This is a genomic window from Kitasatospora sp. NPDC001664 (assembly GCF_053596675.1).
Genome location: NZ_JBSFGS010000014.1, coordinates 35,476 through 58,995, shown reverse-complemented (window position 1 = coordinate 58,995; position 23,520 = coordinate 35,476). Strand labels below are relative to the sequence as shown.

The following is a 23,520-nucleotide window of genomic DNA, read 5'->3' as shown; positions in this document are numbered from 1 at the left end:
GCCGTTCCCCCGCGCGCAGTTCCCCGCGCCCCTGGAGTGACCAATTTCCAAAGGGGTAGCCTCGCGGCATGGATCAGGTACTGGTGACGCGGCGGCTCGTCGACGGTGTGGTGGAGCGGCTGGCGCCGTACTGCCGGGTGGAGCAGCACGACAGCGAGACGCCGATGGCCCGGGCGGAGCTGCTGGCGGCGGTCGCGGGCAAGGCGGCCGTGGTCACCACGCTGGACGACGTGGTGGACGGGGAGTTCCTGGACGCCGCCGGGCCGGGGCTGAGGGTGGTGGCCAACCACGCGGTGGGGTTCCACAACGTCGACACGGCCGCCTGTGCCGCCCGTGGGGTGACCGTCACCAACACCCCCGGTGTGCTCACCGAGGCGACCGCGGACTTCACCTGGGCGCTGCTGCTCGCCGCCACCCGCCGCCTCGCCGAGGGCGAGCGCCTGATCCGCTCCGGCGAGCCCTGGGCCTGGGCGCCCACCTTCATGCTCGGCACCGAGCTCAGCGGCGCCCGCCTGGGCATCCTCGGCATGGGCCGGATCGGCCAGGCGGTGGCCCGACGGGCGGTCGGCTTCGGGATGGAGCTGGCGTACCACAACCGCTCCCGGCTCCCGGCGGAGCAGGAGCACGGCGCCCGCTGGGTCGGCCTCGACGAACTCCTCGCCACCTCCGACGTGTTGGTGGTCACCTGCCCGCTCTCCGAGGCGACCCGGCACCTCCTCGACGCCACCAGCATCGCCCAACTCCCGCCCGGCGCGGTACTGGTGAGCGTGGTGGCCGGGATCGTCGACGAGCTCGCCCTCGCCGCCGCGCTCGCCTCCGGTCACCTGTCCGCCGCCGCTGTGGACAACTTCGAGCGCGAGCCGGCCGTCCCGGCCGAGCTGCTGGCGCAGCCCACCGCCGTGCTGGCCCCGCACCTCGGCAGCGCCACCGTCCGGACCCGCCGCGCCATGGGTGACCTCGCCGTCGACAACGTGCTCGCGGTGCTGAACGGCAAGGCCCCCGTCACTCCGGTGGCCTGACGGCGCCTCAGCCCGCCGCCCACCGCAACGCCTCGGTCAGCACCGCCAGCGCGCCGAAGTGGGCGGCGCCGGGCTCCAGGTAGAGCTCGGCGCCGGGGATGTGCTCGGCCAGCCAGCGGGAGTGCTCCACCGGGGAGAACTGGTCGTCCGCGCCGTGCCACAGGCGGACCGGCACCGTGATGTCCTCGACCTTGAAGCCCCAGTCGGTGGTGAAGGCCAGGGCGTCGTCGATCCAGCCGTCCGCGCTGTAGTGGAAGGCGGCCGCGTAGGTGGAGAGCAGGCGGCGCCGGATGCCCGAATCGGTCACCACCACCCGGTCGGTGAGCGGGAGTTCGGGCACCAGGCCGTCGATCACGGCGGCCGGGTCGGCCTTCATCCGGCGGGACTTGGCCTGGAAGGAGGCGGCGAAGCGGTGCGGGCCGAGCTCGGCCTCGTGGTAGGCGCGCTCGTTGGAGGCGGTCATCCCGGCGTACCAGTCCAGGCCGTCCGCGTTCCGCGGGGCCAGGCTGACCAGCACCGCGGCCCGCCGCACCCGTCCGGCCAGCAGCGCCGCGCAGGCCAGCGCGTGCGGCCCGCCGCCGGAGCGGCCGAGCACCGCGAAGCCGTCGATCCCCAGCGCGTCGGCGATCGCCTCCACGTCGGCCGCCGCCGAGGCGACCTTGCGGCCGGGCAGCCGGGTGGACTCGCCGTAGCCGGGCCGGTCGAAGGAGATCAGGTGGACGCCGAGCCGGTACAGCACCGAGCTGCGCGGGCTGGGGCCGACCCGGCTGCCGGGGGTGCCGTGCAGCAGGAAGACGGGTCTGCCGTCCGGGTCGCCCCAGGTCTCCACCGCCAGTGTGCGACCGTCCCCCACCTGCACCAGCTGTGACGACGCCATCGGGCTCCTCGGGGTCGGGGACGCCCTCGGGCGTCCGGTGGTGGGCGCCCGCCGGTGTCACATCCCCAACGGGTCGGTGGTGCGCACCTCGCGGCGGGCCTGCCAGGTGGTGTGCTCCCGGGAGATCGCGTCCTCGGCGTCCCGGGCCAGCCGGGCCCAGGTCTCCTCGGCGTCCGGGGTGTCCAGCGGGAGCTGGCTCAACTGGGCCTCGATCACCGCGAGTTCGGAGGCGGCGATGGAGTAGGCGGCGGCCTGCGGCCGGTACTGGCGCAGCTGGGCCCAGGCGGCCACCGAGGCGGCCACCGCGGAGACCGCGCCGAGCGCGTCGAAGCTGAACTCGCCGAGCGCCCGCAGCACCGCCAGCACCAGGCCGCCCAGCGGCAGCACCACGCCCAGCAGGTCGGCCCAGCGGGTGGCGTTGGTGCAGGAGCGGGCCTTGGCCCGGTACCACTCGCGCTGGGTCTTCACCCGCTCCCTGATGTAGACCTCGCGACGGACCGAGAGCGGCTGCTCGCGCAGCTGCCGCATGCTGTCGGTGATCTGCGGGTGCCGGGCCGGCCGGCCGGCCAGCGGTCCGCGCCAGCTCTGCAGCTCGGCCTGCACCCGGGCCAGTTGGGGGATCGCCCGGCTGGTGCCGAACTGGCCGAGGATGCCGCCGAGTTGGACGTCGTAGAGCCGCTCGGCATCGGGCAGGGTCTTCGGCGGCGGCTGGTAGGCGTCGGCCCGCACCGCGTACTTCCAGGAGAGCGTCTTGACCGACTCGGCGGCGGCCCGGCCCTCGTACCAGAGCCCCTGCGGGTTCTGCCGCCCGGCCACGGCGGCCAGCGCCACCGTGAACAGGTAGGCGGCCGCCGCCAGCCAGGCCGGCAGGGTGCCGTCGGCGGAGCCGGCGAAGGCGGCCACCACCAGGAGCACCAGCCCCCAGCGGGAGAGCGAGACGGCCCGCCGCTGCCCCTGGAGCGAGGAGGAGTCCGCCGTCCAGAACAGCTCGGGCAGCAGCTCGTCCTCCCGGACCCAGCCCATCGACCGCCCGCCACCGGCCACCGCCATCCGGACCCCCGTCGCTCGCGTCTTCCCCTCTCTACCTACTGCCCCGGGCGGAGCCCCGCTACGCCCGTCGGGGGGCTCAACTCCCGATGATCACAAGGGAGGTGGCGAATCGAGGGGGTCAGAAGCTGTAGTAGATGCGCTCCGCGTTGTCCGCCATCACCTTGACGTTCCACTCGGTGCCGCCGTCGACGTTCCCGGAGCGGAAGAGCGGGGGAGTGACGCCCCGGTCGGCCAGCTTGCCGACCGCCGAGGCCACCACGGACTGCATCAGCGCGCTGGTGACGATGGTGGAGACGGAGCCGAAGGTGGTGCCGGCGCCGGGGTGGGTGAGCTCGCCGTCGCCGACCGCGATCTTGCTGTCCAGGACCACGTCGCAGTGGTCCTTGAGGTAGGTGCCGGTGGGGTGGTTGGAGGTCACCTCGGCCGGATAGGCCAGCGAGGTCACGCCGATCACCGAGAGGCCGCGGGCCCGGGCGTGCTGGGCCAGCTCCACCGGCATCACCTGGCGGCCGGAGAGCGAGATCACGAAGAGCAGGTCCCCCGAGCGGGCCGGGGTGAGGTCCAGGGTGGTGGTGGCCAGGCCGGACACCCGCTCCAGGGCGCTGCCCAGGTTGGCCGGCATCACGTTCACCCCGGTCATGCCGGGCACGTTCAGCAGGTTGACCACCACCAGGCCGCCGGCCCGGTAGACCACGTCCTGGGCGGCCAGCGAGGAGTGCCCGGCCCCGAAGGCGAAGATCCGGCGGCCGTCCTCGACCGCCTCGGCCAGCAGTGCGGCGGCCCGGTCGATGGCGTCCGCCTCCTCCGTCCGGATCCGGTGCAGGTGCTCCACCGCCGCGTCGAAGTACTGCCCGACCAGGTCGCTCATCAGATCTCCGTACCGTGGGGGCGGCCCGTGGTCCAGACCGCAGTTTGGGAGAAAGCTACGGCGAGCACGGTGCGGCCTGGGGGCGGCGGCTGTCAACAGTGACGAAATCGCCGCAGGTGTTACGGAAAGGCCCGGGAACATGGGGTCCGGCGGCCGTCGTTGTCGCCGGGGTACGTCAGAATTGTCGGTGAGGACACCGAAGAACGGGAGCCAGCGGCGATGTCTGGGCTGATCGACACCACAGAGATGTACCTCCGCACCATTCTGGAGCTGGAGGAAGAGGGCATCGTCCCGATGCGGGCCCGGATCGCGGAGCGGCTGGAGCAGAGCGGCCCGACGGTCAGTCAGACCGTCGGCCGGATGGAGCGCGACGGCCTGCTCCAGGTCGCGGGCGACCGCCACCTGGAGCTGACCGAGGAGGGCCGCCTGCTGGCGGTCCGGGTGATGCGCAAGCACCGCATCGCCGAGTGCCTGCTGGTCGACGTGATCGGCCTGGAGTGGGAGCAGGTGCACGAGGAGGCCTGTCGCTGGGAGCACGTGATGAGCGAGACGGTCGAGCGCAAGGTGCTCGCCATGCTCGGCCACCCCACCCAGTCCCCGTACGGGAACCCGATCCCCGGTCTGGACGAGCTCGGCGACACCCGGGCCGAGGGCGAGGGCCACGACGCCTCGCTGGTGGCCCTGGACGCCGTCCGCCCCGGTGAGGCCGGTGTGGATGTGGTGGTCCGCCGGATCGGCGAGCCGATCCAGAACGACGAGGGCCTGATGCTCACCCTGCGCCGGGCCGGCATCCGCCCGGGCAGCACGGTCAGGGTCTCGGCCGGCGTCGGCGGCCTGCTGGTCGGCACGGGGGAGGACGCGGCCGAGCTCCCCAAGGACATCACCGCCCACCTCTTCGTCGCCGAGGCCTGATCCCGGCGGCGGGCCGGCCGGCCCGGGAAGCTCGTGAGCCCGGTGCGTCCCCTTCGCACCGGGCCCTCTGCCCCCCGCTTCCCCTCCGGTCCCCCGGCCCCTCCCTCGAGAGCCCCCCCCGATCCGCCACACTCGGCTTCCCCGTCCGAGCGCCCCTCCGGCGTTCCTCTCGGAGGAGTTCCTCCCCTCGGCAGATCCCGGCAATCCTTGAGCGTCGTCACTCGTACGAGCGGCTTCCCCGGGTGATCACCGGGTAGACCGGTGTCTTATCCGCTCTCTCGTCCGCCTCCCCACCTGCACCGACGCGTGACGGGCCCCGCCCCCGGTGGGGGACGGAGCCCGTCAGCGGTGCGCGGTGGTCCCGCGCGGTGCGCGCCCCCCACCAGATGGGTGCGGGACGGCAGTTCGAGCGGCGCCGGGCCGACGGACCGTCAGCGGCCAGCGGTGGCCGGGGCGCCCTGCGGCCGCAGGGGGGCCGCCTCCCGGCCGCAGGCGTACGCCAGCGGACTGATCAGGTCCTGGGCGTCCGGCAGCCAGCGGTTCATCTCGGACGGCGGCCGGGCCCAGCGGGCCGAGCTGAACAGGCCGACCCGGGAGGACGGGCCGACGATCCAGTCGCCCTCGCCGCGCGCCACCATGTCCAGCCGCCCCGGGCCCCAGCCCAGCCGGCGGAGCATGTCGGGCAGCTTGGCGACCACGCCGGGCAGCACCAGGAAGAGCAGCCGCCGCCCGGTGGTGCCGGTGGTGGCCGGGGTGGAGACCACCGGACCGAGCTGGAGGCTGAGCCGCTCCATCCGGGCCAGCGCCAGGCAGCCCGCCATCTCCGGCACGTCCAGCACGTCGAAGAACCTGCCCGTGGGCAGCAGGATCGAGCCCTCCGGGTTCTCCGTCCACCACTTGCGGACGATCCCGGGGCCCGCGCTGGCCTTGCGCCGCCACTCCGGGCCGGTCGGGTGGGCGCCGGGCAGCTCGCAGCGCGGGTCGCCGCAGGAGCAGCGCGCCGGGCCGTCGCCCTCGATCAGCCAGCAGCCCTGCGCCACCTCCCAGTGCCGGTCCTCGACGTAGCTGACGGCCTCGATGAGCAGCGGGGGCAGGCCCGACCTGGGCGTTTGAGGGGTCTCTTCCACGTGCTGCTCAACTACCGTCCGTGAGTGGGGTTACGGGCTGTGCCGGGCCCGGTTTCGCTCCGGCCCCGATGTCACCCCAACCGGTGACGCGCCGGGACCGGCGCACGGCGGAGTCCGCGCCGGAACGCAACTGCCGCTTGGGTTCCGGGCGTTCGGGGCGGGGTAGAGGTGGAACAGGCTCCTGACGGCGCAACAGGGGGCGCACAGGGGCATTTGGCAGGGCGCGTGGGGGTCGGGCCAGTCACCGTGGGTATCCCGCTGGCGTTGCTGATCGCTAACCTGCACTCAGATGCCTTAACCGGTCGGCACGTCGGCAACCGAGCAGCATAATCGTCGCCCGCCGGTCAGGGCCGGGGGCGTGGGGAGGCGAAGCCCATGGCCGCAAGAGCACTCGTCGCACGGCAGCCCAACGAGCGTCTGCAGCAGCTGATCCAGGAGGCGAGCTGCTCGAACGCGGGCCTCGCCCGCCGGGTGAACCTCTGTGGCGCCGAGCACGGGCTCGACCTGCGCTACGACAAGACCTCGGTCGCCCGCTGGCTACGCGGCCAGCAGCCGCGCGGCCAGGCCCCGGCGGTCATCGCCGAGGCGCTCGGCCGCAAGCTCGGCCGCAGCGTCACGGTCGAGGAGATCGGCATGGCCGACGGCAAGAACCTCAGCTCGGGCATCGGGCTGCAGTTCGCCGCCACCCTCAGCGGGGCACTGGACCAGGTCTGCGAGCTCTGGCGCAGCGACGTCGGCCGCCGGGAGTTCCTCTCCGGCGCCACCGTGGCCGCCTCCGCCCTGGTCGAGCCCAGCCGGGACTGGCTGATCACCCCGCCCGACCCCTCGGTGGCCCGGGCCGGCGGCCCCCGGGTCGGCCCGGCCGACGTGGCGGCGATCCGGGCCACCACCCAGATGCTGGTCGACCTCGACCACCGCTTCGGCAGCGGCCACGTCCGCCCCGTGGTCGTGCACTACCTCAACAGCGTGGTCTCCGGCCTGCTCGGCGGCGCCTACCGGGAGCAGACCGGCCGTCAACTCTTCGCCGCGGTCGCGCGCTTGACCGAGCTCGCCGGCTACATGGCGGTGGACACCGGCCAGCCCGGGCTGGCCCAGCGCTACTACATCCAGGCCCTGCGGCTGGCCCAGGCCGCCGACGACCGCGGCTACGGCGGATACGTGCTGGCCGCCTCCATGAGCCACCTGGCCGCCGCGCTCGGCAACCCGCGCGAGATCGCCCAACTCGCCCGCGCCGCCCAGGAGGGCGCCCGCTCGGTGGCCACCCCGACGGCGATGGCGATGTTCTACGCGGCCGAGGCCCGCGGCCACGCCCTGCTCGGCGACGTCCGCTCCTGCGAGGCGGTGGCCGCCAAGGCGCTGGCCGCCATGGAGCAGCGCAACCCCGAGGACGACCCGGACTGGATCGTGCACTTCGACGAGGCCTACCTGGCCGACGAGTTGGCGCACTGCCACCGGGACCTGGAGCAGGCCGTGCAGGCCGAGAAGTACGCCCGCACCGCCCTGGAGCTGCACCCGCCCACCCGGGTCCGGCGCCGCGCCGTCGACCTGGTGCTGCTGGCCACCGCCCAGCTCCAGCAGCGGGACGTGGAGCGGGCCTGCGAGACCGGCACCCAGGCCGTCCGGCTGCTCAGCGGGCTGCGCTCCAACCGGGGCGTGGAGTACCTGGACGAGTTCCGCCGCCGTCTGGAGCCGTACCGCAGCCACCGCGCGGTGCGGGAGTTCCAGGCCAGGATCGAGGTGGAGGCCGCGTGAGAGGTGCCGGGGCGCGTAGTCACGGCTGAGGGGTACGGGGTAGGTTGGGGCCGATAGTCGGCGTTCCGGCGCGGTCAGGGGCACAGCGAGCGCGCGGTAGACCGAGAGAGGCCCGCGGTGCGGACGCAGGCCGTGCACAGGTGAGGAAACCCGTTGAGCCAGCGCCGCTCGTACAACAACTCCGGCGACTTCAACCTGGACGATCTGTTCCGTCCGGAGCCCGACGCCGCCCAGCAGGAGGCTCAGCAGGCGGCTCAGCAGTCCGCGCCGCCGGTCCAGCAGGGCTTCCCGACGGGGCAGTTCCAGGGCGGCCCGGAGTACGCCGCGCCGACGTACGGGGTCCCGCCGCAGGCGGCGGCCCCGGCGGCCCCGGCCGACGCCTCCCAGGCCACCCAGTACCTGCCGCCGTACCCGACCTCCCAGCCGGCGGGCGGTCAGCCGATGCAGGGTCAGCAGACGTACGGCGGGCAGGGGTTCGGCGCGCCGCAGCAGTTCGGTGACGCCCAGCAGTTCGGCGAGCCCCAGCAGCAGCCGCAGCAGTACGGCGAGCCGCAGCCGTCCTACGGCGGTCAGGGCTTCGGCGGGCAGCAGGGCTTCCCTGCGGCCGCCGCGACCCAGCAGTACCCGGCGGCGCCGTCCTACGGGGCCCAGGCCCCCGAGCCCGGGCGCCGCGGGCTCGACAAGCGGGTGGTCATCGGCGGCGGCGTGGTGGCCGCGCTGGCCGTCGTGGGCATCGTGATCGCGCTGTCCGGCGGCGGTGACGAGGACAAGGGCGGGGCGGGCGACAAGAAGGCCGCGGCCTCCTCCTCCGCCAAGCCCAGCTCCGGTGCCTCCGCGGGCTCCGGCGCGGCCGTCAGCCCGGAGACCAAGGCCCAGGCCGAGGCGCTCTCCGCCCTGCTCGGCGACGCCAACGCCAGCCGCACGGCGGTGGTCAACGCCGTCGCGTCGGTGCGCAAGTGCGAGAAGCTCCCGGAGTCCCAGGCCGCACTGGACCAGGCGGCCCAGCAGCGCACCAAGCTGGTCAACGGGCTGGCCGCGCTCAAGGTCGACCAGCTGCCGAGCGGGGCGGCGCTGGCCGAGCAGCTGAAGAAGGCCTGGGAGGCCTCGGCCACCGCCGACAGCGAGTACGCCCTCTGGGCGGCCGACTCGATCGCCGCCTGCGACCCGGCCAAGAAGGACAACCAGCACCTGAAGAACGGCGACGCGGCGAGCGGCACCGCCACCACCGCCAAGAACCAGGCCAGCACCCTCTGGAACGCGATCGCCGCCCAGACCGGCCTCCCGACGAAGTCCGCCATCGAGCTCTAGGCACTCCGGCCCGGCAGGGCAGCGCGCCCCGGGGCCGAAGGCCCCGCAGGGGCGCGGGGAACTGCGCGCAGGGGAACGGCAGCACCTGCAACTGGCTGACGTGCCCTCAGTTGCAGGTGGGCCGCCTTCCGACTCGCGCAGTTCCTCGCGCCCCCGGGGTCACCGCGTGCGTTCCTGGCGCCCCGGGATCATCACGTGCGTTCCTGGTGCCCCGGGGTCACCGCGTGCGTTCCTGGCGTCCCGGGGTCACCGCGTGCGTTCCTGGCGTCCCGGGGTCACCACGTGTGTTGTCGTTGCCCCGGGCGGATGCCCGTCAGCCCGCGAGGGTGGTGCGGACGTCGACGAAGCCCTCGCGCTGGAGGGTGAGGCGGCCGCCCTGGACGCGCTGGAAGGTGACGGAGGTGTTGACCAGGCGGGGCGAGTCGGCGCTGGGGAGCATGTTGGTCATGCCCCAGCTGAGGGCCGGGGTGGCGCCGCCGGTCTCGATCGGCTCGCCGCTGTCCAGCACGTTGCGCAGCGCCTTCGAGGTCAGCTGCTTCTCGTTGCCGGCCCGCTCGACCGCCGTCCGCAGGACCTCGTAGGCGACCCAGGTGGTCTGCACGCCGGGGTCGGAGACGTCGATCACGGCCCCGTTGGCCTGCTGCCGCACGGTGGTCCGCAGCACGTTCCAGACGTGCGAGGACTCCGGCGGGTACCAGCCGGTGGCGTAGGCGCCGCCCAGCGGGCCGCTGTCGCCGCCGGTGGAGTCGACCACGGACTGCTGGAAGCTGCCGATCACCGAGGCCAGCTGGGTGCGCTTGGGCTCCAGGCGGCGGAACGGGTCGAGCAGGTTGGCGGTCGGCTCGGCGCCGAGCGCGGCGACCACGCAGCCGCCGGCCCGGTCGTCGCCGATGGCCTTCTTGGCGATGCCGGTGTAGTCGTTCGACCGCTCCGGCGCCTTGATGTCGCTGATCTTGATGCCCGAGCCCTTGAGCGCCCCGGCCAGGTAGCCGAGCAGGGTGTCGCCGGCCCGGGTGTCGGGGCGGATCAGCGCGATGTTCTTGCAGCCCGCCTCGGTCAGCTGCTTGCCGCTGCCGGCGATCAGCGCGGGGGTGCCGCCGGAGACGGGGTAGGAGAGCGGGCTGCTGAACTCCGGGGTGGAGAGCCCGTACCCGCCGATGTACGGGATGCCGGCCTTCTCCAGCACCGGGATGTAGCTGTCGCCGTACTGGCTGTACGAGCCGACCACGGCCAGCGCGTGCTCGGCCACCGCCTGCTCGGCGCAGGCGGCCGCGCCGTCGGCGGAGTTCTGCTCGTTGCAGGTGAGCACCCTGACCTTGCGGCCGAACAGGCCGCCGGTGGAGTTGAGCTCGCGGCCGATCGCCTCGGCCAGCAGGGTCATGCCGGGGCGGTCGGTGGTGCCGGTGCCGGAGGGGGCCCAGGTCATCACCGTCACCTCCTCGGTGCCGGCCGCGTCGGCGGGGCCGCCGCAGGCGGAGAGCAGGGCTGGCAGCAGCAGCGCGGCGGTGACCGCGGCGGCGGTCCGGCGGCCCCGGCCGCCCGGACCTGCGGTGCCGGTCGACGGCGTGTGGTCGGGCGATCCGCTGCGCCTCATGATGCTCTGCCCCTCCTCGGACGTGCAGGCCTGGTCGGCCCCGGTTCAGACTCGACCGGTCAGGGTGCGCAGGAGGGGATGAAAAGCGAACGACCGGCAAACGGGGACGGAACTCCGGGAGCTTTCGTTGCGCGACGCGGGTAGAACGTGCAATGTCCGGGCACGTAGCATCGATCCCCATGTCCGCGAGTACAAGTTCTTCGCATCGTTCGGCCCGAACCCCTTCTCGGACCGGGCACGGCTCCAGCACCATGGGCGGCATGCCGATCAACGACCTGCCGTGGTGGCGCTGGCGCGCCCGGATCCGCTCGGCCCTCCACATGCTCGCCGACCACGACTTCCAGCAGCGCACCTGGCTGGTCGGCCAGGAGGGCTACGGCGACGTGACCGACGCCGTCTACCGCCTGGTCGAGGACAGCTGGCTGGACCGCTGGCCGGCCGAGAAGTACGTGGGCTGCGTCCTGCGGGACGCTGAGGAGGCCGCCCTGGTGGACGCCGCCGTGCTGGCGGTGCTCCGGGTGCTGCACGAGGTCGGTGCGGACGCCCCGGCCGGCGCCTACCTCGGCCACCCCGGCTGGCCGGCCGCAGTGGCGGCCGCCCGCGAGGCACACGTTCGGCTGACGCTGGCGGACGGCGAGGACCCGGCCGAGCCGCCGCGCTCGCTGGAGGTGCTGCGGATCCTGACCCGGGTCGGCTGAGCGGAACCCCGTCGGCGTGGCGTCCGGAGTGCGGTCAGCGGGGCGGGGCGCGTCCGGAATGTGAAAGCCTGGACGACCCGCCCCGCGACCGAAGAACGGAACGTCCCGTGGACCAGCAGACCGCCAGCGCCCAGTACGTCCTCACGCTGTCCTGCCCGGACAAGCAGGGGATCGTGCACGCGGTCTCCAGCTACCTGTTCATGACGGGATGCAACATCATCGACAGCCAGCAGTTCGGCGACGCCGACAGCGGGCTGTTCTTCATGCGGGTGCACTTCGCCGCCGAACACCCCGTCAGCACCGAGAAGCTGCGCGCCAGTTTCGCCGCGATCGGCGCCTCGTTCCGGATGGACTGGCAGATCACCCCGAGCAGCGAGCGGATGCGGGTGGTCCTGATGGTCTCCAAGTTCGGCCACTGCCTGAACGACCTGCTGTTCCGCACCAGGATCGGCGCGCTGCCGGTGGAGATCGCCGCGGTGGTCTCCAACCACACCGACTTCCGCGAGCTCACCGAGTCCTACGGCATCCCCTTCCACCACCTGCCGGTGAACCGGGAGAACAAGGCCGAGGCCGAGCAGCAGCTGCTCGACCTGGTCGCCGCCGAGCAGGTCGACCTGGTGGTGCTGGCCCGCTACATGCAGGTGCTCTCGGACGACCTCTGCAAGGCGCTGGCCGGACGGGTCATCAACATCCACCACTCCTTCCTGCCGAGCTTCAAGGGCGCCAAGCCCTACCACCAGGCGCACACCCGGGGCGTGAAGCTGATCGGGGCCACCGCCCACTACGTCACCGCCGACCTGGACGAGGGCCCGATCATCGAGCAGGAGGTGGCCCGGGTCACCCACGACGTGACGCCGGACCAGCTGGTCGCGCTCGGCCGGGACGTGGAGTGCCAGGCCCTGGCCCGGGCGGTCAAGTGGCACAGCGAGCGCCGGGTGCTGCTCAACGGCAGCCGCACGGTGGTCTTCGCCTGACGGCCCGTCGGCCCGGGGCCCGCGGCTTCACGGACGGGAGAGCAGCGGCGCGGCCCTGAGCAGTTCGGCGATCGCGCCGCGGTCCCCGTGCTGCCCGGCGGGGATCCGCTCCGGGCTCCGGTGGGCGGCCGCCAGGGAGCAGAACTCCAGCCCGTCCAGCACCAGTTCGGCCACCGGCGGCCCCTCGGGCACCGTCCCGTCCAGCGGCACCAGCCACTCCCCGGCGGCCGGTCCGTCGATCACCAGGCGGACCACCCGACCGGGCCGGCCGTCCTGCGGCGGGCCGTCCGACGGGTTGGCGGCGGCCAGGGCCAGCGGCAGCATCCGGGCCGCCAGGTCCACCATCAGCCGCAAGTGCCGGGCCAGTGGCGGCGGGTAGGGGTAGTCCACCGCGCGGGCGACGTCCTCGCCGTGCACCCAGGTCTCGAAGGCGCGGTCCACGAAGGCGTCCCGCAGCGGCAGCCGGGCGAAGCCGAAGTCCACCGCGGCCGAACCCCGTGGCCGCAGCGCGGCCGCGCGCACCAACGCGTGGCCCTGCTCCCGCCAGCGGGCCCGGACGGCGACCGCCTCCCGCGCCGGCCGGGCGGCCAGCAGCCGCTCGGTGCGCTCCAGCACGGCCACCGCGGGGGAGCGCTGGGCGGGGACCCTCGGCGGCTCCGCCCGGGGGACGGGATCGGGCAGGCCGAGCGCCGGGGCCAGATAGCCGTCCACCGCCGTCAGGTGGGCCAGCACCTCGGCCGGGCGCCAGCGCTCCACCCCGCCGTGCCACGGGAGTTCGGCCACCTCCAGCCACTCCAGCGGGCCGAGGTCGCGCAGCAGGGCGTCCAGCTTGGCCGTCTCCGCCGCGTAGGGCGCCGCCCAGGCGGGGACCGGGAGTTCGGGCGCGCGGCGGGCCAGGCACCAGTCCAGCACCTGCTGACGGAGCGTCTCGGACGGCTCCAGCGGATCCTCCGCGGCCAGCCGCCCGGCGGCCTCCCGCAGCCGCGCCGCCTCCTCGGCGCACTCCGGACACCCCGCCAGGTGGCGGCCCACCGCCGCCGCCTCCCGCCGCGGACACGCCTCCAGGGCCCAGGCCCCGAGCAGGGACCGGTACTCCTCGTGCGGCCGGTCTCCGACAGTCACGTGGACGCCTCGGGGAAGGTGGCTACGCCTCCGGGGGCGCGGGGAACTGCGCGCGGGGGAACGGCAGCACGTGCAACTGGCTCACGTGCCCCGACCTCACGCTGGTCCGCCTCCCGATTCGCGCAGTTCCCCGCGCCCCCGGGATCACCACTCGCCGCGGGATCACCACTCGCCGCGGGATCACCACTCGCCGCGGGATCACCACTCGTCGCGGGGGTGCACGAGGCTGCGCCCCCGAAGGCATCACCACGTACGTCATCACCGCTCAGCTGCTGCAGGGCCAGCCGGAGGCGGTCCTTGGCGGTGGCTTCGTCGATGCCCAGGCGGCGGGCCGTCTCGCGGTAGTCGTGGCCCTCCAGCCAGGCCAGGGCGACGGTCTCGCGCAGTTCGCCGGGGAGCAGCTCGACCAGGCCGGAGGCCAGGCCGCGCGGTGGCGGCCCCTCGGGCCCCTGCTCCAGCCGCAAGCGGTCCAGTGCCCGCCGCCGGGTGAGCGCCGCCAGCCAGGCCCGCAGCGATCCCCGGCCCGGGTCGAAGGCCTCGGGGTGCTCCCAGAGGTGGGCGAAGACCTCGCGGGTGAGCCGCTCGGCGGCGTCTTGGTCGGCCAGGATGCGGCCGGCCAGGCCGTGCACCAGTGGGGCGGTCCGGTCGTAGAGCTCGGCCAGGGCGGTCTCCTCGCCGCGGGCGAGGCGCCACTGGATCCGCTCGTCCCAGCTCGGGGGCGGTGCGGCGCTGTCCACCGGGCCACGGTAGCCCGTAGCCGTGGACCGGTGGGGGGAATCGTACGAAGAAGTTTCGATTCGTCAGTTGGTGGCGGTCGTACCGCCATTCGATGTTCGAGTGGTGGTGGACACATGTAGGAAGGGTGGTTCGCTCGTGGCGGCCGTCAGATCCGAGCCACCGCGCGGTACCTTTCGTCATGCCCGGGGCACCCTGCGACGAGCAGGTGGGCACGGGTGGCCGGACGACCGTCGGTGCGACGGTCGCCAGGGTGAGCGGGACAGTATGCACTGCTCTGTCCCTCTGACGCTGGAATATGCCCGAAGCGCTTGCTGCGAATGTCCGGCCGGACCATTCTGAGGCGTATTCGTGACGGGGCCGAGGCCGGTCCGACCGGGCCTCGAACTGCGAGTGCGGGTGGTGAGCGGTGCAGGTACTTCAGGTCCAGCTGGCGGTGCGGGCCGACCCGGCCGAGGTCGGGCGCGCCCGCCGGTGGGTGCGGTCGCGGTTCCAGGGCCACGGGCTCGATCCGGACGCCCCGTTGGCCGAGACGCTGGTCCTGGTGGTCTCCGAGCTGGTCACCAACGCGGTGGTGCACACCGGGTCCCCGGCGGTGCTCCGGCTCTCCGTGCCGCTGGCCGAAGGTGACGGTGCGTCGGCGCCGAGCCGGGTCCGGGTCGAGGTGGCCGACGGCAGCACCAGCGCCCCGGTGCCGCGCCACGCCTCCGGGGACGCCACCAACGGGCGCGGGCTGGAGCTGGTCGAGCTGCTCTGCGAGAGCTGGGGCTGGTACCCCGACGGCTCCGGCAAGCGGGTCTGGTGCGAGATCGCGGGCTGCTCGGCGGGCCTTCCGGCGCTGGAGGGCGCGGGCGGCCCCGGGGGCGCACTGATCGCTTAGCGACCGGGAGTGCGCCCCCCGCGCCCGGTAAATGCTCCGCAACCATTCCGAATTTCCGACAACCCATTGACGTGACGTATCCGACTGATCACTCTTGGGTGCAGTTCTCCGTCGTGAGGGGACGCCGAGGGATCACCGGGTGCGGTCAGCATGGGGGATCAGCAGCTGCCGAGCGCCCGGTCGGCCCTTCCTCGGCGAGCACGGAGCGCTCGGAGCGCGGGATTCAGGGCCCGCGCCCACGGTCGGGCGGCGGCGGAACAGCGGCCGCCGCCCGGCCTCCGAAGCTGCGGGATCGTGACCCTAAATCGCTGGCGTGTCGAAGTGGTCTGGACCAAAACTGCTGGGGTGACGCTCCCCGAAACACAGGCCCCCGCCGTCGCCGCCCCGCCCGCCGATGACCAACCCGCCATCTGGTCCCGGAACTTCCGCTACTACTTCACCGCCCGCAGCTCCGGCCTGCTCGGTGACGCGATGCTCCCCGTCGCGGTCTCCGCCGGACTGATCGGTGCAGGCCACGGCCTCGGTACCGTCGGCTTCGCGCTGGCCTTCCTGTTCGCCCCGTTCGCCGGCTTCGTGCTCTTCGGCGGCGTACTGGCCGACCGCTTCACCGCCCGGCGGATGATGATCGCCGCCGACCTCACCAACCTCACCACCCGCGCGCTGCTCGCGGTCCTCTTCTTCCGCGGCATCGACCAGCTCTGGCACCTCTACGTGCTGCTCGCGCTGGCCGGCACCGCCGCCGCGATGTTCCAGCCGGGCGCCGCCTCCACCGTCCCGCTGGTGGCCCGCGACGTCCAGGGCGCCAACGGCGTGCTCCGCACCGCCGAGGCCCTCACCACCCTGATCGGCCCGGCCCTGGCCGGCGTCCTGGTCGGTGCCGCCGCCACCGGCTGGGTGATGGTGATCGCCGCCGTCACCTTCGGCATCAGCGCGATCTGCCTCTTCCTCCTCCGGCTCGGCCCCGTCCCGGCCCCGCCGCCCGGGGACAGCCTCTGGCGCAACCTGGTGGTCGGCTGGCACGAGTTCCGCTCCCGCAGCTGGCTCTGGGGCGTGATCCTGATCTGGATGGCCTTCACGGTCTTCTCCTGGGGGCCGCTGCAGCCGATCTCGGCCGGGCTGGTGGTGCCCGCGCACGGCTCCACCGTGTTCGGCGTGCTCAACTGCGCCCTCGGTGCGGGCACCGTGGCCGGCGGGCTGCTGGCCATCCGCTACAAGCCCGAACGGCCGCTCGCGGCAGGGGCGGTGGCGATGGCCGTGTTCCCGCTCTACCCCATCGGCCTGGTGGCCGGCTGGCCGGTCTGGCTGCTCGGCGTGGCCCAGTTCGTGGTGGGCGTCGGCCTCACCTTCTGGAGCGTCATGTGGGCCACCAGCGTCCAGACCCAGGTCCCGGGCGAGGTCCTCAACCGCATCCACGCCTACGAGGTGGCGGGCTCCGTCTGCATGTTCCCCGTCGGCAGCGCCCTCGCCGGCCCGGCCACGACCGCCTTCGGCACCACCCGCACCCTCGAACTCGGCATCCTGGTCGCCCTCCTGACCGTCGCGGCGCTCCTGCTGGCACGCCCGGTGCGAAAGCTACGGCGAGTGGCCTAGGGGCTGCGCGAATCGGAAGGCGGCCCACCCGCAACTCATGCGCCGTCAGTCAGTTGCAGGTGCTGCCGTTCCCCTGCGCGCAGTTCCTCGCGCCCCGGGGAAACCGGTCGTGGACTGCACGTTGAACGGATATCCCGTGTACGTCGCGGACGACGCTCCCTACGCTGTCGGCCGTGACCAGAACCGGTGAACGCACCCGCGCCCCACGTCTCCACTACGCCTGGGTGGTGGCGGCGGTCGCCCTCCTGGTGCTGGTCGGCTCGGCCGGATTCCGGTCCACGCCCGGTCTGATGATGGACGCGCTGCACGCGGAGTTCGGCTGGTCCCACGCCACCGTGGCCAGCGCCGTCTCGGTGAACCTCACCCTGTTCGGCCTGACCGCCCCGTTCGCCGCCGCCCTGATGGACCGTTTCGGCGTCCGCCTGGTGGTGGTCTGCGCCCTGCTGACGATCTCGGTCGGGGCAGGCCTCACCATCATGATGACCGAGAGCTGGCAGCTGATCCTCTGCTGGGGCGTCATGGTCGGCCTGGGCTCCGGCTCGATGGCGGGGGCCTTCGCCACCACCGTCACCGGCCGCTGGTTCGCCGCCCGGCAGGGCCTGGTCACCGGTGTGCTGACGGCCGCCGGGGCCGCGGGCAACCTGGTCTTCATGCCGCTGCTCGCCTGGATGGTGCAGACCCAGGGGTGGCGCACCGCCGTCGTGGTGGTCTCGATCAGCGCGACCGTCGTCGCCGTCCCGGTGCTGCTGCTGATGCGCGAGCGCCCGTCCGACCTCGGCCTGCTGCCGTACGGCGCGACCGAGGCGCCCGAGGTTCAGAAGGTGGAGGGCAGCGCGATCCTGCGCAGCCTGCGGGTGCTGCGCAACGCCCTCACCGACCGGGCGTTCTGGCTGCTGGGGAGCTCGTTCGCGATCTGCGGGGCGACCACCGCCGGGCTGGTCGGGACCCACTTCATCCCGGCCGCGCACGACCACGGCATGCCGGTCACCACGGCGGCGAGCCTGCTCGCCCTGGTCGGGGTCTTCGACGTGGTCGGGACGGTGGCCAGCGGCTGGTTCACGGACCGCTTCGACTCCCGGGTGCTGCTGGTCAGTTACTACGGTCTGCGCGGCGTCTCGCTGCTCCTGCTGCCGCAGCTGTTCGCCGGTTCGCTCCAGCCGCCGATCCTGGCCTTCATCATCTTCTACGGCCTGGACTGGGTGGCCACCGTGCCGCCGACCATCGCGCTCTGCCGCCGCGAGTTCGGCGCGGACGCCCCGGTGGTGTTCGGCTGGGTGCTGGCCTGCCACCAGATCGGCGCCGCGGTGGTGGCCGGCCTCGCCGGCCTGGCCCGCGACAGCTTCGGGAACTACGACCTGACCTGGTACGCCGCGGGCGGTCTCTGCGCGGTGGCCGTGGTGCTCTGCCTGGCCCTCGGCCCCGGCATCTCCAAGCCCGCCGCCCCGGCCGACGCGCACCACGAGGCCCACCACGACGTGCACGACGCACACGCCGAGGCCACCCCCAAGGCGGCCGTCGCCGCCGACTAGGCTCGGGGATCATGACGCTCTCCTTCACCCTGGCCCCCGAGCTGACGCCCGAGCTGCGCGCCGAGGTCATCACGCTCTGGACGGACGTCACCAACGCGGGCGGCGCGGTCGGCTTCGTGCCGCCGGTGACGGAGGACCAGGTCTGGGTGACGGCCGAGAAGCAGTTCGGCGGCACCGGCCCGGGGCAGCCGGACGTGCTGCTGATCGGCCGCGAGCCGGAGGGCGGACGGCTGGCGGCCCTGCTCTTCTTCGAGTCGATGCGCTTCGACCTGATGGAGCACTGGCGGATGCTCAAGCGCGTCATGGTGCACCCCGACTTCCAGGGGCGCGGGTACGGGGCGGAGCTGCTCGGCGAGGCGGCCCGGGTGGCCACCGGCTGGGGGCTGACGGGCCTTCGGCTGACCCTGCGCGGCGGGCACGGGCTGGAGGCGTTCTACGGCAGCTGCGGATACACCGAGGTCGGCCGGGTGCCCGGGGCGATCCGGGTCGGGCCCGGCGACGACCGCGACGACGTGACGATGTGGCTGCCGCTCGCCTGAACGGTGGCCGCCACGGGACCCTGGCGGTTCCGGGCCGTCAGGTCGTGTTTCACTGGACTGCCGTGCCAGCCGTACCCCCGCCGTGAAGGACACCACCGTGAGCAGCCAGAAGCACGCCACGCTCCGCTACACCTCGATGCGGGTCAGCATCTTCCTCTCCTGCCTGCTGATCTCCCTGGTGCTCGGCCACTACGGGATCATCCCGGTGACCGGGAACACCGGTGTGGTCTTCCTGGTGCTGATCGCCGGTGTGGTCTCGGCGCCGCTCAGCTACATCCTGCTCAGCAAGCAGCGGGACGCGATGTCGGCGCAGCTGGCCGACAAGGTGGCGGCCCGCCGGGCCCGCTCGGCCGCCGTCGCGGCGCAGGAGGACGCGGCCGACGACGCGGCCCGCGCCGCCGAGGCGGCCCGCAGCACCGCCGCCAACTGACCGCTCCCGTCCGCCCGATGACCACCGCCGTGCCCCCGTCCGGGCCGATCCCCGAGCCGGCCCCCGAACCCCGCGCCGCGCCGCGCCGTCCGACCGGGCGGGACGTGGCCCGGCTGGCCGGGGTGTCGCAGGCCACGGTCTCGTTGGTGTTCTCGGGTTCGGAGGCGGGGCAGCGGGTCTCCCCGGCGACCCGGGAGCGGGTCCGCGAGGCGGCCCGGGAGCTGGGCTACCGCCCGCAGGCGGCGGGCCGTCAGCTGCGGCTGGGCCGCAGCGGGATGATCCTGCTGGCGGTGCCGAACATGCTCGGCCCGTTCTTCGGCCGGGTGCTGGTCGGGGTGCACGAGGAGGCCGGCCGGCACGGGCTGGCCGTGGTGGTCAGCTCGGGCTGGGGGAGCGCGACGCTGGCCGAGGCCGCCACCACCAGCCGCTTCGACGGCCTGCTGGTCTGCTCGCCGGACGACAGCCAACTGGGCGCGCTGCCCTCCGGCACCCCCGTGGTCTTCCTGGACGCGGACCCGGCACTGGCCGATCCGGAGACCGGCCGCACCCGGCCGACCGTGGAGCTGGACGTGGCGAGCGGCATGCGGGCGGCCGTGGAGCACCTGGCCGGGCTCGGCCACCGGCGGATCGGCCACCTGCGCTCGACCCACTCCGCGTACACCTTCCGGGTCCGCCAGGCCGCCTTCGAGCAGGCCGCCCGGGGGCTGGAGGTGATCGAGCTGGGCGTCACCCTGAACGACGGTCAGCGGGCCGCCCGGGCGGTCGCGCGCGAGCTGCTCTCCCGGCCGGACCGACCGCACGCGGTGGTCTGCGACGACGACGTGGTGGCCTCCGGGCTGTACCAGGCGGCGGCCGAGCTGGGCCTGCGGATCCCCGACGACGTCTCGGTGGTCGGCATGGACAACATCCCGGTGGCCGACCTGCTGGCCCCGCCGCTGACCACCGTGGACCTGCCCGGCGAGGAGCTGGGCCGGGCCGGGGCCGCCGCGCTGGCCGCGCTGCTGCGGGGCGAGCCGGCCGAGCCCGTACCGCCGTTGGCCACCCGGCTGGTCGAACGGAGCTCCACCCGGCCGGTCGCCTGACCCCCCGCCGGGGCCGCCACGGCTGACGCACCCGAAGGGGCACACGAGGCTGCGCCACCAGGGGCGCGAGGAACTGCGCGAATCGGAAGGCGGCTCACCTGCAGCTGAGGCTCCGTCAGCCAGTTGCAGCTGCTGCCGTTCCCCCGCGCGCCCCGCGGCGGAGCCGCAGATCAGCAGAGCCTCGCGCCCCCGGTGTGACCACTCTCGTCATGCGGCCGCGACCAGCGCGGGAGCCGGCATCGGGTGGAAGAGGCGGCGGGCGGCCAGTAGGAGGAGGCCGCCGAGGGCGATGCCGCCGGCCGCGCAGAGGGCGACGCCGGCCAGGGCGGATTCGGCCAGCGCGCCGGAGACGGCGTAGCCCGCCGCGTTGCCGGTGGCGAACAGCGTGATCAGCCAGGCGAAGGCCTCGGTCACGGTGCCGGTCGGCGCCAGCTCGGCGATCAGTACGAAGGCGGCCGCCAGCAGCGGGGCGAGCCCGATCCCGGAGAGCAGCGCCAGCGCCGCCATCACGCCGGGGGAGGGGAGCAGCAGCAGCGGCAGGTAGGAGGCGGCCATGGCCAGGGCGAGCACCCAGGTGCGGGTCGCGGTGGAGCTGCGCCACTTCACGGCGCCGTAGCCGAGGGCGCCGAGCAGCCCGCCGAGGGCGGCCAGCGCCAGCAGGGTCCCGGCGCCGCCGGGGAGTGCGCCGGGGTGCTGCTCGGCGTAGGCGATGAAGAGCACGTTCTGCGCGCCGACCGCCCAGCCGGCGCCGGCCAGGCCGAGCAGGAGCAGGACCAGGCCGGGGGAGCGCAGCGGGCCGAGCAGGCCGGAGGAGGCGTGCCGGGCCGGGGCGCGCCAGGCGCGGGAGGGGGCGGAGGTGGCGACCACCAGGGCGCCGAGCAGGCCGAGCCCGGCGGCGGTCCACAGGGCGACGGTGGGGGAGGCCCCGGCGGCGATCCCGGCGACGGCCAACGGGCCCGCCACGTAGAGCAGTTGCTGGGTGGCGGAGTCGAAGGCGTAGGCGGTGTCGAGCTGGTCCTCCGTCACCACCTCGGGCCAGAGCGAGCGCAGGCAGGGCTCCAGCGGCGGCATCGCCAGCCCGGCCACCGCTGCTCCGAGCGGGGCGGCCCAGGCCGAGCCGGGGGCCAGGGCGAGCAGCGCGTAGCCGCCGCCGGCCACCACGGCGGAGGCCAGCAGCACCCGGGGCTGCCCGGTCCGGTCGACGATCCGGCCGAGCACCGGCCCGCCGATCGCGGCGGCGATCGCGTACGCGGCGGTGGCCAGCCCGATCCGGCTGTACGGGGTGCCGGCCTCGCGCAGGGCGAGGGCGATCACCAGGGCGGTCATCCCGGCGGGGAGGCGGCCGAGCAGGGTGCCGCCCAGGAGACGGGTGACGTGGGGGGCGCGGAGCAGGGCGAGGTAGCCCATCGGATTCGGTCTCCCGGGGCAGGCGTGGGCACGGGGGTGGCAAGGGGTGGTGAGCCCTCAAGTTATACGTATAACCACACTGCGGTCAATCGAGCCCCGGCCCCCGGCCGGGAACCGGGCCCGGTCGTTCGTCGTCTGACAACCCGACAGCTGATGACGCACCAGGCCGCCAGGGACACCGGCCGCGACCAGCCGCCGCGCGGAAGGGAAGCCGCGGCCGGGCGGCGGGACGGAACGGATGAAGAAGAGCGCGAGCCGGGATTCGATGGCCACCCCGCTGCGGCGGGCCTCGCTGTTCTGCCTGCTGCTGGTGCTGGCCCTGATGGCCCGCGCCACCTGGCTCGCGGTGGCCAAGGCCGACGAGTACGCGGGCAGTCCGGCCAATGCGCGGACGACGATCGACCGCTACTCCCAGCCGCTCGGCAACATCCTGGTCGGCGGGCAGCCCGTCACCGGCTCGACCGCCACCGACGGCACGCTGGCCCACAAGCGCAGCTACACGGACGGCCCGCTCTACGCCCCCGTCACCGGCTACACCTCCCAGGCCTACGGCAGCAACCAGCTGGAGAACCTCTACGCCGACCTGCTCGACGGCTCCGACCCCCGGCTGGCCGGCCCCGTCGACCGGCTCACCGACCAGCTGACCCGGACCCGCCCGGCCGGCGGCGACGTGGTGACCACCATCGACCCGGCGGTGCAGAAGGCCGCCTGGGACGCGCTCGGCGGCAAGCAGGGCGCGGCGGTGGCGATCGACCCGGCGACCGGCCGCATCCTGGCGCTGGTCTCCACCCCGTCCTACGACCCGTCAGGGATCACCGGGCGGGACGGGGCGGCCGGGCGGGAGTGGCAGCGGCTCAGTGCGGACCAGGGGAAGGCGATGGTCAACGGCGCGCTGCGCACCACGCTGGCCCCCGGCTCCACCTTCAAGCTGGTGGTGGCCGCGGCCGCGCTGGAGAACGGCCTCTACCGGGACGTGGACACCCCGACCGACAGCCCCAACCCGTACACCCTGCCGAACACCCGCACCGTGCTGACCAACGAGAACGCCTCCGCGCCCTGTCTGAACGCCACCCTGCGGACCGCGCTGCAGTACTCCTGCAACAACGTCTTCGCCAAGGCGGCGGCCGACCTCGGCGAGGGGAAACTCACCGACCAGGCAAAGAAGTTGGGCTTCAACCTGACCAAGCAGGACGTCCCGGTGCGGGCCGCCACCAGCGTCTACCCCTCGGGCATGGAGCCCTCGCAGGTGGCGCTCACCGGCATCGGGCAGTTCTCGGTGACGGCCACCCCGCTGCAGATGGCCATGGTCTCGGCGGCGATCGCCAACGACGGGGTGCTGATGAAGCCCTTCGAGGTGGACCGCCTCACCGACCACTCCGGCCGCACCGTCCAGCAGTTCGACCCCGAGCGGCAGTCGCAGGCGATGAGCGCGCGGACGGCGGAGCAGCTGCGCTCGGCGATGGCCACCGTGGTCGAGCAGGGCACCGGCAGGGCGGCCCGGGTCCCCGGCCTCACCGTCGGAGGCAAGACCGGCACCGCGCAGAACGGCGTGGACAACTCCGGCATCCCGTACGCCTGGTTCACCTCCTACGCGGAGGACGGCAAGGGCAAGAAGATCGCCACGGCGGCCGTGGTGCTCAACGGCTCCAAGGACCGGGACGAGATCACCGGCGGCGGGCTGGCGGGCCCGGTGACCAAGGCCATGACCCAGGCCTACCTGAGGTAGTGGACGAGCGGACCTGACCGTCCCTGGGTGGTTCGTGGTCACATTTGAAAGTAGTACTTTGAACATCTCAAAGGTTTGTTGCTACTGTACTGGCCATGACCACCCCAGGCGCCTTCCGGATGCGTGACGCGAGCACCCCGCTCGCGCCCTCCGCGTGCCTGCTCACCGCTGTGGACAACGGCTGTCGCTGCGTCAGCTGTATCCCGGCGGCACGTCGCGCCTGAGCTCCTACCCGCTCTCCGTACAGCCGTGTCGCCCGTCGCCCCAGGTCACTCTCCCCACCCCACTCCCCCCGGAGCCG

At 73.8% G+C, this 23,520-nt stretch carries 21 protein-coding genes; 13 read left to right on the top strand and 8 right to left on the bottom strand.

Annotated features, from left to right (window positions below):
• The first annotated feature begins 68 nt into the window (after positions 1 to 68).
• Positions 69 to 1,019 carry a 2-hydroxyacid dehydrogenase gene (locus ACWCYY_RS20875; RefSeq protein ID WP_449796900.1) on the top strand — a complete coding sequence of 317 codons (951 nt, stop codon included), beginning with the start codon at positions 69 to 71 and terminating at the stop codon, positions 1,017 to 1,019.
• A 7-nt stretch (positions 1,020 to 1,026) separates the two neighbouring features.
• On the opposite strand, the gene ACWCYY_RS20870 is transcribed toward ACWCYY_RS20875, so the two are convergent.
• The 3 genes from ACWCYY_RS20870 to ACWCYY_RS20860 all read right to left on the bottom strand — a co-directional run bounded on the left by ACWCYY_RS20870 (position 1,027) and on the right by ACWCYY_RS20860 (position 3,814).
• Positions 1,027 to 1,896 (bottom strand): alpha/beta fold hydrolase, encoded by an 870-nt coding sequence (locus ACWCYY_RS20870; RefSeq protein ID WP_345283844.1) that lies wholly within the window; start codon positions 1,894 to 1,896, stop codon positions 1,027 to 1,029.
• A gap of 57 nt (positions 1,897 to 1,953) precedes the next feature.
• Positions 1,954 to 2,946: a DUF4231 domain-containing protein gene (locus tag ACWCYY_RS20865; protein ID WP_345283846.1), complete on the bottom strand. Its 993-nt coding sequence runs from the start codon at positions 2,944 to 2,946 to the stop codon at positions 1,954 to 1,956.
• A 118-nt stretch (positions 2,947 to 3,064) separates the two neighbouring features.
• Entirely contained in the window at positions 3,065 to 3,814 is a 750-nt protein-coding gene (locus ACWCYY_RS20860) for an SIS domain-containing protein (protein ID WP_345283848.1), read from the bottom strand.
• Between the two features lie 219 nt (positions 3,815 to 4,033).
• On the opposite strand from ACWCYY_RS20860, the gene ACWCYY_RS20855 reads away from it, so the two are divergent.
• A complete protein-coding gene (locus ACWCYY_RS20855) occupies positions 4,034 to 4,726 on the top strand; it encodes a metal-dependent transcriptional regulator (RefSeq protein ID WP_345283850.1) in 693 nt (230 codons plus the stop codon).
• 431 nt (positions 4,727 to 5,157) lie between these two features.
• Here the strand turns inward: ACWCYY_RS20855 and ACWCYY_RS20850 are convergent, their stop codons facing one another.
• Entirely contained in the window at positions 5,158 to 5,853 is a 696-nt protein-coding gene (locus ACWCYY_RS20850) for a bifunctional DNA primase/polymerase (protein WP_345283852.1), read from the bottom strand.
• A 375-nt stretch (positions 5,854 to 6,228) separates the two neighbouring features.
• Between ACWCYY_RS20850 and ACWCYY_RS20845 the strand changes: the two genes are divergently transcribed.
• Entirely contained in the window at positions 6,229 to 7,605 is a 1,377-nt protein-coding gene (locus ACWCYY_RS20845) for a transcriptional regulator (RefSeq protein WP_345283854.1), read from the top strand.
• Between the two features lie 153 nt (positions 7,606 to 7,758).
• Positions 7,759 to 8,913 carry a hypothetical protein gene (locus ACWCYY_RS20840; protein WP_449796899.1) on the top strand — a complete coding sequence of 385 codons (1,155 nt, stop codon included), beginning with the start codon at positions 7,759 to 7,761 and terminating at the stop codon, positions 8,911 to 8,913.
• 313 nt (positions 8,914 to 9,226) lie between these two features.
• Here ACWCYY_RS20840 and ACWCYY_RS20835 read toward each other — a convergent pair whose 3' ends face one another.
• Entirely contained in the window at positions 9,227 to 10,507 is a 1,281-nt protein-coding gene (locus ACWCYY_RS20835; protein ID WP_345283858.1) for an ABC transporter substrate-binding protein, read from the bottom strand.
• A gap of 260 nt (positions 10,508 to 10,767) precedes the next feature.
• Between ACWCYY_RS20835 and ACWCYY_RS20830 the strand changes: the two genes are divergently transcribed.
• Positions 10,768 to 11,205 carry an SCO4402 family protein gene (locus ACWCYY_RS20830; RefSeq protein WP_345283860.1) on the top strand — a complete coding sequence of 146 codons (438 nt, stop codon included), beginning with the start codon at positions 10,768 to 10,770 and terminating at the stop codon, positions 11,203 to 11,205.
• A 107-nt stretch (positions 11,206 to 11,312) separates the two neighbouring features.
• Positions 11,313 to 12,179 (top strand): formyltetrahydrofolate deformylase, encoded by an 867-nt coding sequence (purU, locus tag ACWCYY_RS20825; RefSeq protein ID WP_345283861.1) that lies wholly within the window; start codon positions 11,313 to 11,315, stop codon positions 12,177 to 12,179.
• A 27-nt stretch (positions 12,180 to 12,206) separates the two neighbouring features.
• Here the strand turns inward: purU and ACWCYY_RS20820 are convergent, their stop codons facing one another.
• Both ACWCYY_RS20820 and ACWCYY_RS20815 read right to left on the bottom strand, forming a co-directional pair.
• On the bottom strand, positions 12,207 to 13,301 hold the full coding sequence (locus ACWCYY_RS20820) for a zf-HC2 domain-containing protein (RefSeq protein ID WP_449796898.1): 1,095 nt from the start codon (positions 13,299 to 13,301) through the stop codon (positions 12,207 to 12,209).
• Entirely contained in the window at positions 13,298 to 14,038 is a 741-nt protein-coding gene (locus ACWCYY_RS20815; protein WP_449796897.1) for an RNA polymerase sigma factor, read from the bottom strand. Before ACWCYY_RS20815 ends, ACWCYY_RS20820 begins: the two co-directional genes overlap by 4 nt.
• 407 nt (positions 14,039 to 14,445) lie before the next feature.
• On the opposite strand from ACWCYY_RS20815, the gene ACWCYY_RS20810 reads away from it, so the two are divergent.
• The 6 genes from ACWCYY_RS20810 to ACWCYY_RS20785 all read left to right on the top strand — a co-directional run bounded on the left by ACWCYY_RS20810 (position 14,446) and on the right by ACWCYY_RS20785 (position 20,086).
• Positions 14,446 to 14,916: an ATP-binding protein gene (locus tag ACWCYY_RS20810; protein WP_345283865.1), complete on the top strand. Its 471-nt coding sequence runs from the start codon at positions 14,446 to 14,448 to the stop codon at positions 14,914 to 14,916.
• Positions 14,917 to 15,261: 345 nt separating this feature from the next.
• Positions 15,262 to 16,506, top strand: coding sequence for an MFS transporter (locus tag ACWCYY_RS20805; RefSeq protein ID WP_345283867.1), 1,245 nt, complete (start codon positions 15,262 to 15,264; stop codon positions 16,504 to 16,506).
• 173 nt (positions 16,507 to 16,679) lie between these two features.
• Positions 16,680 to 18,035, top strand: coding sequence for an MFS transporter (locus tag ACWCYY_RS20800; protein ID WP_380149442.1), 1,356 nt, complete (start codon positions 16,680 to 16,682; stop codon positions 18,033 to 18,035).
• 11 nt (positions 18,036 to 18,046) lie between these two features.
• Positions 18,047 to 18,574 carry a GNAT family N-acetyltransferase gene (locus ACWCYY_RS20795; RefSeq protein ID WP_345283869.1) on the top strand — a complete coding sequence of 176 codons (528 nt, stop codon included), beginning with the start codon at positions 18,047 to 18,049 and terminating at the stop codon, positions 18,572 to 18,574.
• Between the two features lie 97 nt (positions 18,575 to 18,671).
• Positions 18,672 to 19,004, top strand: coding sequence for a DUF4229 domain-containing protein (locus ACWCYY_RS20790; protein WP_345283871.1), 333 nt, complete (start codon positions 18,672 to 18,674; stop codon positions 19,002 to 19,004).
• 17 nt (positions 19,005 to 19,021) lie between these two features.
• Positions 19,022 to 20,086: a LacI family DNA-binding transcriptional regulator gene (locus ACWCYY_RS20785; RefSeq protein WP_345283872.1), complete on the top strand. Its 1,065-nt coding sequence runs from the start codon at positions 19,022 to 19,024 to the stop codon at positions 20,084 to 20,086.
• 207 nt (positions 20,087 to 20,293) lie between these two features.
• On the opposite strand, the gene ACWCYY_RS20780 is transcribed toward ACWCYY_RS20785, so the two are convergent.
• Positions 20,294 to 21,493 carry an MFS transporter gene (locus tag ACWCYY_RS20780; protein WP_345283874.1) on the bottom strand — a complete coding sequence of 400 codons (1,200 nt, stop codon included), beginning with the start codon at positions 21,491 to 21,493 and terminating at the stop codon, positions 20,294 to 20,296.
• A gap of 265 nt (positions 21,494 to 21,758) precedes the next feature.
• Between ACWCYY_RS20780 and ACWCYY_RS20775 the strand changes: the two genes are divergently transcribed.
• Complete coding sequence (locus ACWCYY_RS20775; RefSeq protein ID WP_449796960.1) at positions 21,759 to 23,219, top strand: peptidoglycan D,D-transpeptidase FtsI family protein; 1,461 nt, start codon at positions 21,759 to 21,761, stop codon at positions 23,217 to 23,219.
• Positions 23,220 to 23,520: the final 301 nt, after the last annotated feature.